Below are 13454 nucleotides of genomic sequence, written 5' to 3' on the forward strand. Positions count from 1 at the left end.
TAGCCGTACCGTGTGGGCACGCTTAAGAAGCGCGCGCGGTTTTCCCCGTACATGCAACCACGGGACCTCTCCGCCCACACCGTCTATCGCGCAGGCCGTGGCGTCGAGGAGGTCGCCCGCGACCTCGACCTCGACCCCGACGACCTCGTGAAACTCTCCTCGAACGAGAACGTCCTCGGTCCGAGTCCGAAGGCGGTCGACGCCATCCGCGACCACGCCGACACGGTCCACGTCTACCCGAAGGCCTCTCACACGGACCTCATCGAAGGCCTCGCAGACCGTTGGGACCTCGCGCCCGAGCAGGTCTGGGCCGCCAACGGCGGCGACGGCGTCCTCGACTGTCTCTCCCGCGCACTCCTCCACCCGGAGGAACGCGTCCTCATCCCGAACCCGGGGTTCGCCTACTACGGGATGAGTGCCCGCTACCACCACGGCGAGGTCAGCGAGTACACGCTCGACCGTGCGGACGGGTTCACACAGACGGCCGCGAACGTCCTCGACGAGTACGACGGTGAGCGAATCGTCGTCGTCACCAGCCCCCACAACCCCACCGGGTCCGTGATGCCCCTCGACGAGGTAGAAGCCCTCGCCGAGGCCACCGACGAGGAGACGCTCGTCCTCGTCGACGAAGCGTACGGCGAGTTCACGGACGTGCCGAGCGCGGTGTCGCTCGTCCGCGAACGCGACGACGTGGCCGTCCTGCGAACGTTCTCGAAGGCCTACGGGCTGGCAGGGATGCGGCTCGGCTACGGCCTGATTCCCGCGGACTGGGCCGACGCCTACGGCCGGGTCCACACGCCGTTCGACACGGGGGAACTCGCCTGTCGGGCGGGGCTGGCGGCACTGGCGGACGACGACCACCTCGAACGGAGCGTCGAGATGGTCGAGCGCGCTCGGGAGTACCTCTACGAGGCACTCGACGCGCCGACGTGGGAGAGCCACGGGAACTTCGTCCTCGCAGATGTCGGGGACGGGAGTGCGGTCGCCGAGGCCGCCCAACGCGAGGGCGTCATCGTCCGCGACTGCGGGAGTTTCGGCCTGCCGGACTGCATCCGGGTTACCTGCGGAACCGACGAACAGATGGAACGCGCGGTGTCAGTCCTCAACGAGGTGACCGACGGGTGAGAGTCGCCGTCACCGGGACGCCCGGCACGGGCAAGACCACCGCCACGGACCGCGTCGAGACGGCCCTCAACGTGGTTCACCTCTCGGACGTCATCGACCGCGAGGGCTTGGTCACCGGCACCGACGAGGAACGCGACACCCAAGTCGTCGACGTGGACGCCCTCCGGGAGTGGTTCGAGGGACAGACCGACGTCCTCGTCGAGTCACACCTCGCCCACGAACTCCCGGTCGACCGGGTCGTCGTCCTGCGCTGTCACCCCGAGGAGTTGGAGCGACGCCTCCGAGAGCGCGACGAACCCGCGGCGACGGTCACGGAGAACGCCGAGAGTGAGGCCTTGGACGTGATTCTCTCGGCGGCCGTCGACCGGCACGGACTGGAGCACGTCTACGAAGTGGACGCGACTGACCGCACGCCCGACGAGGTGGCCGCCGAGATAGCGCGTGTGGTCGCGGGCGAGCGCGAACCGAGTGCCGGCGACGTTTCCTACATCGACTACCTATGACGCTCGACCGGTTGCGGCCGCTGGCCGACAAGATGCTCGCGCCGTTCGTGACCGCCGCGGCCCGTCTCGGTCTGACGCCCAACGCGGTGAGCGTCGTCGCGTTCCTGTTGGCAGTCGGCGCGGGCGTCGCGTTCGGGTTCGCGGGCGACGCCGTCGTCTACTACGCCGTCGGTGCCTTCCTCGTGTTCTGTAACGGCTGGTTGGACCTCGTGGACGGCGCGCTGGCCCGACGGTTGGAAATCGAGTCCGACGCCGGTGACCTCCTCGACCACGCGCTGGACCGCTACGCGGACATCGCCATCATCGTCGGTCTCGCGGCCGGTATCGGTCGGTACCCCCTCGGCCTCGCGGCGGTGACGGGCGTGTTGATGACCTCGTATCTCGGCACCCAGTCACAGGCCGTTGGACTGGACCGCGTGTACGGGGGGGTACTCGGCCGTGCGGACAGGCTGGCACTCACGGGGCTGGCGGCCGTCCTCGCGGCGGCGGCCCCCGGCAGCGTGTACGGACTGACCGTCGTCGGGTGGTTGCTCGTCGTGTTCGCCGTCGTCGGGCACCTCACCGCGCTCCAGCGGTTCCGTGGCGCGTTCCGGGCACTCTCCTGACGGCCGACTGGCGTACGATTTATGCCCGGGCGTGGTCAAACGACGGTATGGTCCAGTGTGAGATGTGCGGAGCCGATACGGCCTCGCCGAACACCGTGAAAGTCGAGGGAGCCGAACTCGACGTGTGCGACGACTGTGCCGACTTCGGCACGGAGGTCCGCACCGAGAGCAGTTCGAGTTCCTCGACGAAGTACTCCACGGGCAGTTCCTCCGGGAGCAGTTCGGGGTCAGGGTCGTCCGGGTCCGCGAGTGGGGGGACGAGTTCGGGGTCCGGCGGCGGCCGCCGCAGGGACATGTTCGACGAGATGGACGAAGTCGCTCAAGACTACGACCAGCGCATCCGGACGGCCCGCGAGAGCCGCGGGCTGAGTCAGGAGGAACTCGCCAAGGAACTCAACGAGAAGGCGAGCCTCATCCGGAAACTCGAACAGGGAGACACCCTCCCGAGCGACGGCGTCCAGCAGAAGCTAGAGAGCGAACTCGGCATCACCCTCACCGAGGGTGGGGGCTCCGCGGACGACACGGAGTGGAGCGGCGGCTCCTCGGACGGCGAGTACACGCTCGGCGACGTGGTCCAGCGCAAGGACTCCTGACTCCGTCTCGCAATCTATTTTGCCCGCGGGCGTCGCTCTTCCAGCATGTTCGTTCTCGTCAACCTGAAGGCCTACCCGTGTGACCCGGTCGCCGTCGCGAAAGCGGCCCACGCCGTCGGCGAAGCGACGGGCGTCCGCATCGCCATCGCCCCGCAGGCGGCCCACCTCGCCGCCGTCGCCGAGACCGGCGTCGAGACGTGGGCCCAACACGTCAGTCCCGTCGACCACGGAAGCCACACCGGGTCGACCCTCGCAGAGGCGGCCGCCGACGCCGGTGCGACCGGGACGCTCCTGAACCACTCGGAGAACCGACTCAAACTGGCCGACATCGACGGGAGTCTGGCGGCCGCCGACCGCGCCGGCCTCGAAACGGTCGTGTGTGCGAACAACCCCGCACAGGTCGGTGCCGCCGCGGCACTCGGCCCCGACGCCGTCGCCGTCGAACCCCCCGAACTCATCGGAACCGGGACGCCGGTCAGCAAGGCGGACCCGGACGTGGTTCGAGACGCCGTCGACGCGGCGGCGGCCGCCGACGAGTCCGTCGACGTGTTCTGCGGCGCGGGCATCTCGACCGGTGCGGACGTGACAGCGGCAGAGGAGTTGGGTGCCGGCGGGGTCCTCCTGGCCAGCGGTGTCGCGAAGGCCGAGGACCCGCGGGCGGCACTGGAGAATCTGGTCGAACCGCTCGTCTGAGGAGACGACGACGAGAGCGCGACGGAGAACGCTACTCCTTGACGAACGCCGTCTCGATGTCGGTGACGAGCGCGTCCAGCACCGCGTCGTCGGGCGTCTCCGCGCACTCCTCGGCGACGAGGTCGGCGAGACGGTACTCGTAGTGGCCGCGGCCCACGTGTTCGACGAAGCCGTGCGTGCGGAGCGTCCGGTTGTGGGCGTAGGCCTTCGTCCGGTCGCCCTTGCCGCCGCCGGCGAAGTGGGCGTCGAGTGGTTTCGCCGGCCCTTCCGAGCGGTAGTACCGGAGCATCCCCTGCTCGCGTGGTTGCATCGACTCGACGACACTGCGGAGTTGCTCGGCCACCTCGCGCTGTGCTTCGGTCGGGATGGCGGGTTCGGTCGGCGGGTCCACCGCCTCGGCGACCGTCGCCTCGCCGACGCCGTCGCCCTCGGCGGTGACCGTCGCCATCGCCGCCATCATCTCGTCGTCGCTCGCCGCGTCGTCCTCGGGAGCGGTGCCGTTGCCCGCGTTCGGGGGCGGTGCTGTCTCGCCTCCGGTGACCGCTACATCGTCGGTCTCGGCCGGCGCGTCGTCACGACGGGTCCGCTGGCGTCGCTCGCGCATCCGCTCCTGTTCGGTCTTGCCGGGGTTCGTGCCGTCGACGGTATCGAGCAGGGCGTCGACGAACTGGTCGGCCATCCGACTCATGTCGCGGGCGTCCTGCAGTTCCGTCTCCAACTCCGCGATGCGGGAGTTCTTCTCGTCCAACTGTTCGCGGAGTTCCTGAATCCGGTCCTCGGTCCGCTGTTTCTCGTCGCTTATCTCCTCCAGTTCCGAGACGAGGTCGGAACTGACGGACTTGAGGTCCGGGCGGTCCACGTCTTCGAGGCCGGGTGTCGCGCCGGCGTCGAACGTCTGCTTGCGCTGGAACTTGACCCGCCGGACGCTCTCGGACCAGTCGGTCATCATGAACGCCTCACCGTCGTCCAAGTCCTCGACGGCGTCGGCGTACGTGCCGTCGAGGATGCGTCTGACGACCTTGGTGTCGTTGTTCCACGTCAGTCTGTGCCACACCAACCAGTCGCACTGCGTGATGAAGTCCTTCTTCACGTCGGCGGGTCGCTGGCTGATGCCGACGATGCCGAGGCCGTGTTTGCGCCCGCGCTTCCCGATTTTGATGAGCATCTTCCCGCACTCGCCGACGCTGCCCTTCTCGGGTATCCACTCGTGGCACTCCTCGACCAGCATGAGGAACGGCTGTTTCAGTTTCTTCTCCTTGGCGAACAGTTGTTTGGCGGTTTCGGTCAGGAGTTCGCCAGCCACGTCCTCGTCGAGGAACGAGGACACGTCGAGGATGATGGGGACGTTCTGTTCGAGCGCGAGCGAGGCGATTTTCTCGGCGTGTTCCACCGTCACCTGGATGTCACACTCGTCGTCACCGCCGACGTGGAGTATCTCGTACTCCTCTTTGAGCCCGTAGTACTCGCCGTCGATGTCGACGATGAGGATGCCAAAGCCCGCATCGAGCAGTTTCTCGGCGACGACGCTCGCGGAGTTGGACTTGCCCGACCCGGACTTTCCGGTGATGAAGCCCCGTCCCGTCAGTATCTCGACCACCGGTAGGTCGACGGCCGTGTCGGGTTGACTCCCCAGCGGCGGCCCGTCGCTCAGGTTCGCCACAGTGATACGCTCTGTCTCGTCTCCCATACGTGGCCCAAAGAGGTACCTCTGCACACATAATCGTCAGTCAGCCACCTGTCAGACGAACGGTGACGAACTCGCCCGAACCGATTTGTCCGTCGGCGTCCAAGTCGAAGGCGGAATGCGCCGCTACGAAACCGTCGTCGAGGACGGCACCATCTACATCGACGCGCCGGACGGGCATCTCCCCGTCGGTGACCTCGACACGGTTATCGACGCCGTCGGCGGGCACGCGTGGACCATCTCGTATGCCGACTGGGAACGCGAGCGATACGAGAACATGGACACCTCCGACGCCGGACTGACCGTCGACGTGGTGGACATGATGGAGGCGATGACCCACACCGAGGCGTTCGTCGAGGCACTCGAGACACACCCGGCGGACGCACCCGAGGGAACGGACACGCTCTCGCCGCGACTCGGTCTGTTCGTGGGGAAACTGCTGTCGAACCTCGAAAACGGTCTCGACTGACTACTCGAAGTCGGTGAGGGCCGTCTGACCGGACCGCTCGTCGGTCGTCCGTTCCTGCCCACCGTCCGCGAACTCTCCGAGCGAGCGGTTCTCCCGCGGTTCGTCGCGCCCCCAGCCGTCGAGGTCCGTCTGTTCGCCCGCCGGGAACGAGAGGTTCGACACGCGGACGCCGAGTTTCCGCACCTCTGCCTCCCGGAACTCTTCGAGCAAGTCGAGCGTCACCTCCCGCACGAGGGCAGGGTCCGAGACGGGGCCGGGTAGGGAGTCTGCGCGCGTGTTCACGTCGAACGGCGGCGTCACGACTTTGACGCCGATGGTGCGGTAAATCGCGCCCTCGCGCTCGGCCCGCTCTGCCACGTCCGCGGCGAGTGCCCGAACTCGGTCACGCTTGCGCTCGTGGTCGTCGGTCGCCTCGGTGAATGCCGACTCCCGCGAGAGGCTCTTCGGTTGCCCTTTCGGTTCGACCGACCGGTCGTCCTCGCCGCGGGCGTAGTTCCAGATTTCGCGGCCACGCTCGCCGAACCGCGATTCGAGGGTTTCGGGGTCGGCCGCGGCGAGGTCCCCGGCCGTCTCGATGTCCATCTCCCGGAGTTCGCGGGCCGTCACCGGGCCGACGTTGTGGACCTCGGACACGTCGAGCGGCGCGAGGAAACCGCGTACGTCGCCGGGTTCGACGACCACGAGGCCGTCGGGTTTGTCGTGGTCGCTGGCTATCTTGGCCGCACTCATCGTCGGCGCGACGCCGACGCTGACGGGGATGCCCACCTCGGCACGGATGCGGTCTTTGAGCGTCGCGGCGAATGACTCGGGGTCATCCCACCCGACAGTGTCCGTCACGTCCAGATACGCCTCGTCCACGCTCACCTCGCGGACGGTGTCGGCCGTGTCGTGGAGAATCGCCTTCACCTCGGCGGCGACGGACTCGTAGTAGTCCATGTCCACGGGCCGGTAGTGGCCCGCGTCCGTGGTCTCGGAGTCGGCGGCCGTCCCCGTCGCCTCGTCGGTGGCGTCTCCCGTTCCGGCCGCCCGGGGAAGCAAGTCGAGAGCCTCGGAGATAGCCATCGCGCTCTCGACGCCGTACGCTCGGGCTTCGTAACTGGCCGTCGCCACCGCACCGTGTGTCTCGCCGTCTTCGTATCCCATTCCGACGACGAGGGGTTCGCCCCGCAGTGCCGGCTCCCGGAGGCGTTCGCAGGCCGCGTAGAAACAGTCCGCGTCGACGTGACAGACGACCTGTTGGCGGCCGTCGACTGTCACGCCCGGGAGCCGACTGTCCATGTGCGTCGCTACGCGGCCGCCCTACCTCAAAGTTCCTCCGACACGGCCCGTTGTCACCGCGGCGGCGTACCGCCGCCCGAGAGGAAGCGAGTCGGGCCGTCGATTCGGTCGAGGTTGTCGGCGATGGCGTTCCGCACGGCGTCGCTCGCGCCGTCGTGGAACCCGACGGCGACGACGGACTCGAACGGATGGGCCTCCAGTTGGCTCCGGGCCTCGAACAGGCGACCGTACCCGTCCGACCCCCACGCCACGTCGCTCGCGAAGACCATCTCCCGGAACGTTCGCCCGTAGTTGGCGCGGGCCTTCTCCGAGAGCGTGTCTAGCCGCTGGGCGATACTGGACCCGTCGCGGTGGAGCGCGAGCAGGAGGTCCGTCACGGGATAGGACTGGGCCGCCTCGATTTCGGGCGCGTACGCGCCCTGCACGGCGTCGAGAGTCGGCGGCCCGTCGGCACCCGTCGCAACCTCGTAAGCCAGTATCCGGGGGACGGCACCCTCGTAGAGGTGGGCGACGACGGCGGGTTCGAGGCCGCCCCCGAGCGGCGGTTCGGAGCCGACGTGTATCGTCGCGGTGAGGGTACTCATCGCTCGCCGCCCGTGGCGTCGGCGTCGAGCAACACACCGGGGTTCATCACGCCCGCCGGGTCCAGCGAGGACTTTGCGGATTCGAGGACGCGCCGGAACGCCGCGGGCGATTCGTCCGCGTAGTGGTCGCGGTGGAGGCGTCCGACGGCGTGGTGGTGGGTGATGGTACCACCGTACTCCTCGATGACATCCGAGGCCACCTGCTTGATGTCGCGCCACTGCTCCAGTTCGCGGCCCACGTCGGCGGGCGCGAGGAGCGTGTAGTAGGGCGCGGGACCGTCGGGGTAGACGTGCGTGAACCGCGTCGAGAGGAAGCCAGCCCCACATACGTCCTCCATCTCGTCCATCACCTGCGATTGTATTTCGGCGTGGAGGGTCGGGAACTGGTCCCACGTCACCGCCGTCTCGAAGGTGTCCACGATGACGCCCATGCTGACGAGTGCGTCGAACTTGTACGGCCCCTCGAAGAAGGCGGACCGCCAGTCGCCCTCCGTTCCGTCCCGGCCCTCGTCGCCTTCGTCGGAGAGATGCGGGCCCTCTGAACTGGGCGCGTCGTCGACAGTGCCGCCGTGGGTTTCGGTTATCTCGATTGCCCGCGAGAGGGCGTCGTCGACCGGATGGTCGACGGACTCGAACCCCAACACGAGGACGTGACTGCCGTCCATCGCCACCTCGTTGAGCATCGCTTCGTTGCGGTCGAGCAGGCGACAGTTCGCTGGAGAGAGTCGCGCCTGTACGATGTCGCGCGTCGCGGCGACAGCGGCGTCGAACTCCCGGAATTTCACGCTGGCGCGGGCGCGGTACGGCGGCCGTGGCTGGACGCGCATCCACGCCTCCGTGACGACGCCGAGAGCACCCTCAGACCCCAGCACGAGCCGGTTGGGGTCCGGTCCCGCGCCGGAGGCGGGGAGGCGGCGCGTCTCGAAGGAACCCGACGGAGTGACCATCCGAACGCTCTCGACGAAGTCGTCGATGTGCGTGTACCGAGTGGCGAAGTGGCCGCCCGCCCGAGTCACAATCCACCCGCCCAGCGTCGAGAACTCGTAGGACTGGGGGTAGTGGCGCAGTTGCAGGTCGTACTCAGCGAGTTGGTCGTTGAGTTCCGGTCCCGTCGCCCCGGCTTGTATCAGTGCCGTGCGGGACGTCTCGTCCACCTCTAACACGCTGTCGAGGGCACGAACCGAGAGCGAGACGACGCCCGAGTACGCCGCGCCGTCGCCCCGCGGGTCGCACTCGACGCCGCCGACGACGCTCGTCCCGCCGCCGTAGGGGACGACTGCGACGCGTTCGGCCGTCGCCCACGCGAGCACGTCCTCGATTTCGCCTTCGGTCTCGGGTTCGGCCACCGCGTCGGGTGCGGCGTCGAACTCGCCGTGGAAGCCGCGCACGATGTCGCGGTAGCCCCGGCCGTAGGTGTGCCGCACCCGGTCAACCGTGTCCGTCGAGACGATGCCCGAAAGTGATTCCGGGACGGTCAGCCGTGACTCGGGTATCGTCACGTCGTCGATGGTCGGCGGGTCCATCAGCGCGCGCTCGGGGAAGCCAAGCAGTGTCTCCACCTGTGACTTGAGTTCTCTGCGCTCGTCGTCGTCCGGGAACCGGTCGGCGTAGCCCCAGCCCCAGAAGCTCAACTCGTCGTCCATGCGGACCTACTGGGGCGACCAGCGGCAAAACTGTTGTCGCGCTAGTACTGGTGTATCGAAATAAGGACCCGCTCTCGGCGGGACACAGTGTGGCTGGCCAGCCATGTGCCGAGAGCATCGCACGTTTCTTGGTCGATGCCAATTCCCGAGCGGTTACGACGGTCGTTCCCGTCGGGAACCCCTCGAACCGGGATTCCGTATGTGTGTTATTGTGTGCCACACTAAACCCTTTCGGTTCCGGCGACCCCGAGCGAGAGCGTCGCACCGAGGACGCCGTAGCAGAGCCCCGCCGCGTGGGCGAAGACGTTCGTCACGCTCCCGTCGCCGACGATATCGGCGGGGAACAGGACGACGACGAACGAACTCAACAAGAGGACAGCGAGGGACAACTGGACCGCATCACCGCCGAGTGCCTGCACGACGGTGTCCACAGTCGGCCGACCACGCTCGCCGACGACGACCCACCCACAGACAGCCCACCCGACGGCGACGAGAGCGACGGTCGGTGCCGTGTACCGACCACCGTAGATAACCGAGACTTCACCCAGAAGGAGCAACCAGACCGCCGCGCCGAGGTACCAGCCGGCACGTCGCCCGTACTCGACCCGGAGCGTGGCAACGAGCGCGACGAACAGGAAGCCGACGAATCCCGCGGCGACGCCCGAGAAGCCACGCGTAACCGGGTCGAACCCGGTGAACTGCCAGCCGAGTATCGTGTAACTCGTCAGCCCCACGAGCGGCGGCAGAGCGACCAACAGACCGACGAACGTCCGCAGGAACCACTCGCGACTGCGCGCTCTGAGACAGAGACCGTAGGTTACGACCGCCGCGGTGAGATACCCCGAAGTGTTGTTTAGTAGGTGTGACGCGTCCACGTGGACGACGGTACTCGTGTAGAGTGCGGCCACGTCGAGCGTCCCGTGGTCGAAGGCCAACGTCGCTCGTTCGGCGGGCGAGACACCGACGTGGACGACGACGAGCAACGCGGCCACGGCCCCCACCGCCAGCAAATCGCGAACGACCGTCTCCCGTGCGTACCCGTACACGTCGGCCATCAACCAGTATTTCTAGCCCCAGCGGCGAATATCCGTCGGTCGCGGGTGTGTCGCCGTCGCTCACTCCCGGCTGAACATCTCACCCTGTGCCTGCAACCGCGCCGCCGTCAACACGTCCTCGGCGGCCTCGGGCAGCGTGTAGCCGTCGAAGTGGTCCCGCATCGTCAACACGAGCGCGCCAACCATGTTCACGAGCGACAGGTTCGACGTGTCGCCGGCCGTGTGTGACCGGACGTTCATCTCGAACTCGTCGTCCAATGCCCCCTCCCGTTGGGTCACCAGTACGAACTTCTCGCCGGGTTCGAGTGCCTCTAACTCCGCTATCGCGTCTTCCCGTGGTTCGTCGATGTCCATCTCCCCCGGTGCTACCGGTCGCTGTGGCTTCAAACTCCCGCCGCTATCGCGGCCACGTCACCACCACGTATTTTTGAATCGGCCCGGATAGCTCGTGTATGAAGCGGAGACGGGTTCTCGCCGCGACGCTCGCGACCGTCGGGACGCTCGCCGGCTGCACCGGGACGGGAGACGACACTCCCGACGCGGCGGGTTCGGAAGGGGACGGCGAGAACACCGGGAACACCGACGCGTCATCGACGCCCGAGACGACGCGGACATCCCGTTCCGTCGACGACGCCGCCGGGGTCGCCGGCGGTGGCGCGTCCGACAACACCGCACCACCCAACGTGTTACTGTTCGCCACGCCCGCCGAGGACCGCCCGACGGCCGAAATCGTGGCGAGCGTGACACTCAACCGTGCTTCCAAGGTGAGTTTCGTCTACGAACCGAACCACTACACGGTGGGCACGTTCACCGAGAGCGGTGACCGTGTCATACATACTACCGACGACCACCCCTACATCGAGACCGGTGAAATGCTGACGCTGTACGCGTGGTGGGGGAACGAGCGTCACCAAATCGACCAGTTGATGGTGGGCTGAGACGCTTCGGGGCGAATTCACTCGAAACCAGACGTACCCAAGAGGCGAAGACTCTGATTTTATCGGGACGGTTCTCGACGTACAATCGTTCGTGAGTGGCAACAACGCAACTGCTACCTCGAAAACATATTCATGACTCTACCCCGGTAAGCCTCTCTTACGTTGGGTAAGACCTACCTATGTCAGTAAAACAAAAACTGGAGGCGAACCAAGATGTCCTCGACCAAGTGGCCGGATTCACCGGCCTCGGATGGACTGCATCGGTACTCGGTTATTTGACTATTGTAATCGGTTACGGCAACACCCTCGTCACCAGTCCCCAGTCGCTCCTGTATCTGGGTGGCATACTGTTCGTAACGACGTTCGGACTGGACCGACTCGAAGAGACGTACCTCGATAAGACAGAGTAGCGTCCGACACCACACGCGGGCGTGCGGCTATTGGTCCGACTCTGCGAAAACGCGCCGCTCGTGTAAGCGAACCGCCGAAAAAACGAAGATCGCTATGGGGTCGGAGGGATTTGAACCCCCGATCTACTGATATCTCCGGTGTCGCGCCTCGGTACCCCAGAGGGTCATCAACACGACTGGTGATCAGCCAGCCGCTCAGTATATCAGTCTGGAGCTGTCGTCACCGAGCGCGAGTGCCTCTGGAGTCAGTCGCCTTCCCGGACTAGGCCACGACCCCTGCGTCTGCTCGTTAGTCGAAACCGCCTAAAGGAGTTACGGTTCCTCAGTCGCGGTCGGTCTCCGACCAGTCGCAGTCTTGGCACTTGAAGCCGGTCACGAACTCCGTGACGCTGGGCATGTAGCCGACGGCCAGCACGTCGCCGCCGCAGTCCGGGCACTCCCGGTCGGCGTCCTCGATGGCTTCGGCGTCCATCACGCTCTCTCCCTCTATCAGTTCGGCCAGCTTTCCGGGGGTAACCATCCGCCCCTGAACCACGCGGTTGTCGGCCATACGACTCACTGACGGACTCAGCGGCCTAAGTGTTCCCCTCCGGGGTCAGAGCCACGGGGCGCGGTCGTCCTCGGAGGGCGGGCCGACGATTTCGAGGTCGGGGTCGTCCTCCTCACCGTCGGTACCGGCGTCGCCGCCGTCGGTACGACTCGACCGGCCGAGGTCGGCGTCGTCCACGCGCTGTGCCAACCACGACTCCTCCGGGTCGAAGGCGAACAGGAACGACACGCCGAGGACGGCCAGCGCGAGCGGTGCGTTACCGGGGACGAGGCCGAACAACCCCAGCGGGAGGACACCGAGTGCGACGGCACTCCCGAACCGGAAGCGGTCGATGTCGACGATTTCCCGGAGCCACGGCCCGAACACGGCCAAGTGGAGGGCGAACACGACGGCGACCAGCGCGGCCGCACCCGCCCGGAGCATCAGGTCGGGGTCGGCTCGCACGACGAACTCCGCGCCGGTGAGGTCGAGACTGGCGACGAGGCCCAGGCTGACGATGACGGCCGGCCGGGGCAACACGTCGCCGATGCGCGCGCTCGCAGTCTGTGCGGCGACGGCGAGGATGACGAGGGCGGCGAACCGCTCGAAGACGGCCAAGTTCACCAGTCCCTGTATCGTCGGCGCGAGTGCCGCCTCCGCGACTGCCCCCGTGACGACGACAGCCCCGACGGCGAGGACGACTTTCACTTGCTCGCGGACGGTTCCGTCCATCTCGGCGAGGATGACCGCGACGGTGGCACTCCCGCCGAAGATGAGGAGGCCGACTTCGACGATACCGGTCGGACTCGAGAGGGCACCGGCGAGTACCAGTGCCGGAAAGATGCCGTCGAGCAACGGCAGGCACATCACCGTCGCCAGAAGCCGGGTCGACCCACCGACCCGCTGCTCGATGCGGAGTGCGACCGGATGCTGTGACTGGCTCATCAGCGCGCGTGGCCGTCTCCCGTGGCCGATGGGTGGTCCGCGACTCGGTACCCGTGAGAACAGTGGGGTCCAAACGCGAACGGGTCCGCCGCCGTGAATGTGCGCGCGAAGCGATTTGTCTCGTCACCCGACGGCGACGGCTTGCTCGCGGCACGCACACTCAGTTGGCTGGCGGAGTCCATACTAGTGACAAATATTGTCGGAAGTATAAACGTTGTGTGGGTGCCGTCCACACACGACAGGAACCATCCACATCGAGGCATCATTCGTGGACGTTCTGTCGGTTCAATCGGCCACCGTGTTGCTTTCGTCAGAATATCGCCCGAACCAGACTCCGGAGGGCGCGTTCGTGAAAGTAGTCGAATCGGGGAATCTCGCAACGCTTTTGTCGCCCGGCCTA

At 66.8% G+C, this 13454-nt stretch carries 16 protein-coding genes and 1 tRNA gene; 8 read left to right on the plus strand and 9 right to left on the minus strand.

Annotation, left to right across the window (positions count from 1 at the left end; all coding sequences use genetic code 11):
• Positions 1 to 51: 51 nt before the first annotated feature.
• Genes hisC through tpiA form a run of 5 tightly spaced genes read left to right on the plus strand, consistent with a single transcriptional unit; the run spans position 52 to position 3519 of the window.
• Positions 52 to 1125 (plus strand): histidinol-phosphate transaminase, encoded by a 1074-nt coding sequence (gene hisC, locus MUG95_RS00655; RefSeq protein ID WP_247009144.1) that lies wholly within the window; start codon positions 52 to 54, stop codon positions 1123 to 1125.
• Positions 1122 to 1628: an adenylate kinase family protein gene (locus tag MUG95_RS00660; RefSeq protein ID WP_247009145.1), complete on the plus strand. Its 507-nt coding sequence runs from the start codon at positions 1122 to 1124 to the stop codon at positions 1626 to 1628. Before hisC ends, MUG95_RS00660 begins: the two co-directional genes overlap by 4 nt.
• A complete protein-coding gene (locus MUG95_RS00665) occupies positions 1625 to 2233 on the plus strand; it encodes a CDP-alcohol phosphatidyltransferase family protein (protein WP_247009146.1) in 609 nt (202 codons plus the stop codon). Before MUG95_RS00660 ends, MUG95_RS00665 begins: the two co-directional genes overlap by 4 nt.
• A gap of 47 nt (positions 2234 to 2280) precedes the next feature.
• Complete coding sequence (locus MUG95_RS00670; RefSeq protein WP_247009147.1) at positions 2281 to 2826, plus strand: multiprotein bridging factor aMBF1; 546 nt, start codon at positions 2281 to 2283, stop codon at positions 2824 to 2826.
• A 45-nt stretch (positions 2827 to 2871) separates the two neighbouring features.
• Positions 2872 to 3519 (plus strand): triose-phosphate isomerase, encoded by a 648-nt coding sequence (gene tpiA, locus MUG95_RS00675; protein WP_247009148.1) that lies wholly within the window; start codon positions 2872 to 2874, stop codon positions 3517 to 3519.
• A 31-nt stretch (positions 3520 to 3550) separates the two neighbouring features.
• Here tpiA and MUG95_RS00680 read toward each other — a convergent pair whose 3' ends face one another.
• Complete coding sequence (locus tag MUG95_RS00680; RefSeq protein ID WP_247009149.1) at positions 3551 to 5206, minus strand: helicase HerA domain-containing protein; 1656 nt, start codon at positions 5204 to 5206, stop codon at positions 3551 to 3553.
• Positions 5207 to 5321: 115 nt separating this feature from the next.
• Between MUG95_RS00680 and MUG95_RS00685 the strand changes: the two genes are divergently transcribed.
• Entirely contained in the window at positions 5322 to 5672 is a 351-nt protein-coding gene (locus MUG95_RS00685; RefSeq protein ID WP_247009150.1) for a hypothetical protein, read from the plus strand.
• On the opposite strand, the gene MUG95_RS00690 is transcribed toward MUG95_RS00685, so the two are convergent.
• The 5 genes from MUG95_RS00690 to MUG95_RS00710 form a co-directional block, all read right to left on the minus strand.
• The gene (locus MUG95_RS00690) at positions 5673 to 6950 is read right to left on the minus strand and encodes a DNA polymerase Y family protein (RefSeq protein ID WP_247009151.1); all 1278 of its coding nucleotides are present in this window, start codon (positions 6948 to 6950) and stop codon (positions 5673 to 5675) included. It abuts the gene before it with no gap.
• A 53-nt stretch (positions 6951 to 7003) separates the two neighbouring features.
• Positions 7004 to 7534, minus strand: a complete 531-nt coding sequence (locus tag MUG95_RS00695) for a hypothetical protein (RefSeq protein WP_247009152.1) — start codon at positions 7532 to 7534, stop codon at positions 7004 to 7006.
• Positions 7531 to 9177, minus strand: coding sequence for an FAD-binding oxidoreductase (locus tag MUG95_RS00700; RefSeq protein WP_247009153.1), 1647 nt, complete (start codon positions 9175 to 9177; stop codon positions 7531 to 7533). Before MUG95_RS00700 ends, MUG95_RS00695 begins: the two co-directional genes overlap by 4 nt.
• A 221-nt stretch (positions 9178 to 9398) precedes the next feature.
• Positions 9399 to 10232, minus strand: a complete 834-nt coding sequence (locus tag MUG95_RS00705; RefSeq protein WP_247009154.1) for a rhomboid family protein — start codon at positions 10230 to 10232, stop codon at positions 9399 to 9401.
• Positions 10233 to 10292: 60 nt separating this feature from the next.
• Positions 10293 to 10586, minus strand: a complete 294-nt coding sequence (locus MUG95_RS00710; RefSeq protein WP_247009155.1) for a hypothetical protein — start codon at positions 10584 to 10586, stop codon at positions 10293 to 10295.
• 98 nt (positions 10587 to 10684) lie between these two features.
• Here MUG95_RS00710 and MUG95_RS00715 point away from each other — a divergent pair, with 98 nt between their 5' ends.
• Both MUG95_RS00715 and MUG95_RS00720 read left to right on the plus strand, forming a co-directional pair.
• Positions 10685 to 11170, plus strand: coding sequence for a hypothetical protein (locus MUG95_RS00715; protein ID WP_247009156.1), 486 nt, complete (start codon positions 10685 to 10687; stop codon positions 11168 to 11170).
• Positions 11171 to 11349: 179 nt separating this feature from the next.
• Positions 11350 to 11580 (plus strand): hypothetical protein, encoded by a 231-nt coding sequence (locus tag MUG95_RS00720; RefSeq protein ID WP_247009157.1) that lies wholly within the window; start codon positions 11350 to 11352, stop codon positions 11578 to 11580.
• A gap of 95 nt (positions 11581 to 11675) precedes the next feature.
• Here MUG95_RS00720 and MUG95_RS00725 read toward each other — a convergent pair.
• The 3 genes from MUG95_RS00725 to MUG95_RS00735 form a co-directional block, all read right to left on the minus strand.
• Positions 11676 to 11857: transfer RNA gene (locus MUG95_RS00725), tRNA-Trp, on the minus strand.
• A gap of 45 nt (positions 11858 to 11902) precedes the next feature.
• Positions 11903 to 12130, minus strand: a complete 228-nt coding sequence (locus tag MUG95_RS00730; protein WP_247009158.1) for a DUF5795 family protein — start codon at positions 12128 to 12130, stop codon at positions 11903 to 11905.
• A gap of 45 nt (positions 12131 to 12175) precedes the next feature.
• Positions 12176 to 13054, minus strand: a complete 879-nt coding sequence (locus MUG95_RS00735) for a DUF5794 domain-containing protein (protein ID WP_247009159.1) — start codon at positions 13052 to 13054, stop codon at positions 12176 to 12178.
• Positions 13055 to 13454: the final 400 nt, after the last annotated feature.

Origin of the sequence: Halorientalis litorea, from assembly GCF_023028225.1 — an archaeon.
Lineage (GTDB): Archaea > Halobacteriota > Halobacteria > Halobacteriales > Haloarculaceae > Halorientalis > Halorientalis litorea.

Bases quoted from the DNA above. Each gene is read 5' to 3' on its own strand.
- hisC (WP_247009144.1), top strand. From the start codon at position 52: ATGCAACCACGGGACCTCTCCGCCCACACCGTCTATCGCGCAGGCCGT.
- MUG95_RS00665 (WP_247009146.1), top strand. From the start codon at position 1,625: ATGACGCTCGACCGGTTGCGGCCGCTGGCCGACAAGATGCTCGCGCCG.
- MUG95_RS00670 (WP_247009147.1), top strand. From the start codon at position 2,281: ATGGTCCAGTGTGAGATGTGCGGAGCCGATACGGCCTCGCCGAACACC.
- tpiA (WP_247009148.1), top strand. From the start codon at position 2,872: ATGTTCGTTCTCGTCAACCTGAAGGCCTACCCGTGTGACCCGGTCGCC.
- MUG95_RS00680 (WP_247009149.1), bottom strand. From the start codon at position 5,206: ATGGGAGACGAGACAGAGCGTATCACTGTGGCGAACCTGAGCGACGGG.
- MUG95_RS00685 (WP_247009150.1), top strand. From the start codon at position 5,322: ATGCGCCGCTACGAAACCGTCGTCGAGGACGGCACCATCTACATCGAC.
- MUG95_RS00690 (WP_247009151.1), bottom strand. From the start codon at position 6,950: ATGGACAGTCGGCTCCCGGGCGTGACAGTCGACGGCCGCCAACAGGTC.
- MUG95_RS00695 (WP_247009152.1), bottom strand. From the start codon at position 7,534: ATGAGTACCCTCACCGCGACGATACACGTCGGCTCCGAACCGCCGCTC.
- MUG95_RS00700 (WP_247009153.1), bottom strand. From the start codon at position 9,177: ATGGACGACGAGTTGAGCTTCTGGGGCTGGGGCTACGCCGACCGGTTC.
- MUG95_RS00705 (WP_247009154.1), bottom strand. From the start codon at position 10,232: ATGGCCGACGTGTACGGGTACGCACGGGAGACGGTCGTTCGCGATTTG.
- MUG95_RS00710 (WP_247009155.1), bottom strand. From the start codon at position 10,586: ATGGACATCGACGAACCACGGGAAGACGCGATAGCGGAGTTAGAGGCA.
- MUG95_RS00715 (WP_247009156.1), top strand. From the start codon at position 10,685: ATGAAGCGGAGACGGGTTCTCGCCGCGACGCTCGCGACCGTCGGGACG.
- MUG95_RS00720 (WP_247009157.1), top strand. From the start codon at position 11,350: ATGTCAGTAAAACAAAAACTGGAGGCGAACCAAGATGTCCTCGACCAA.
- MUG95_RS00730 (WP_247009158.1), bottom strand. From the start codon at position 12,130: ATGGCCGACAACCGCGTGGTTCAGGGGCGGATGGTTACCCCCGGAAAG.
- MUG95_RS00735 (WP_247009159.1), bottom strand. From the start codon at position 13,054: ATGAGCCAGTCACAGCATCCGGTCGCACTCCGCATCGAGCAGCGGGTC.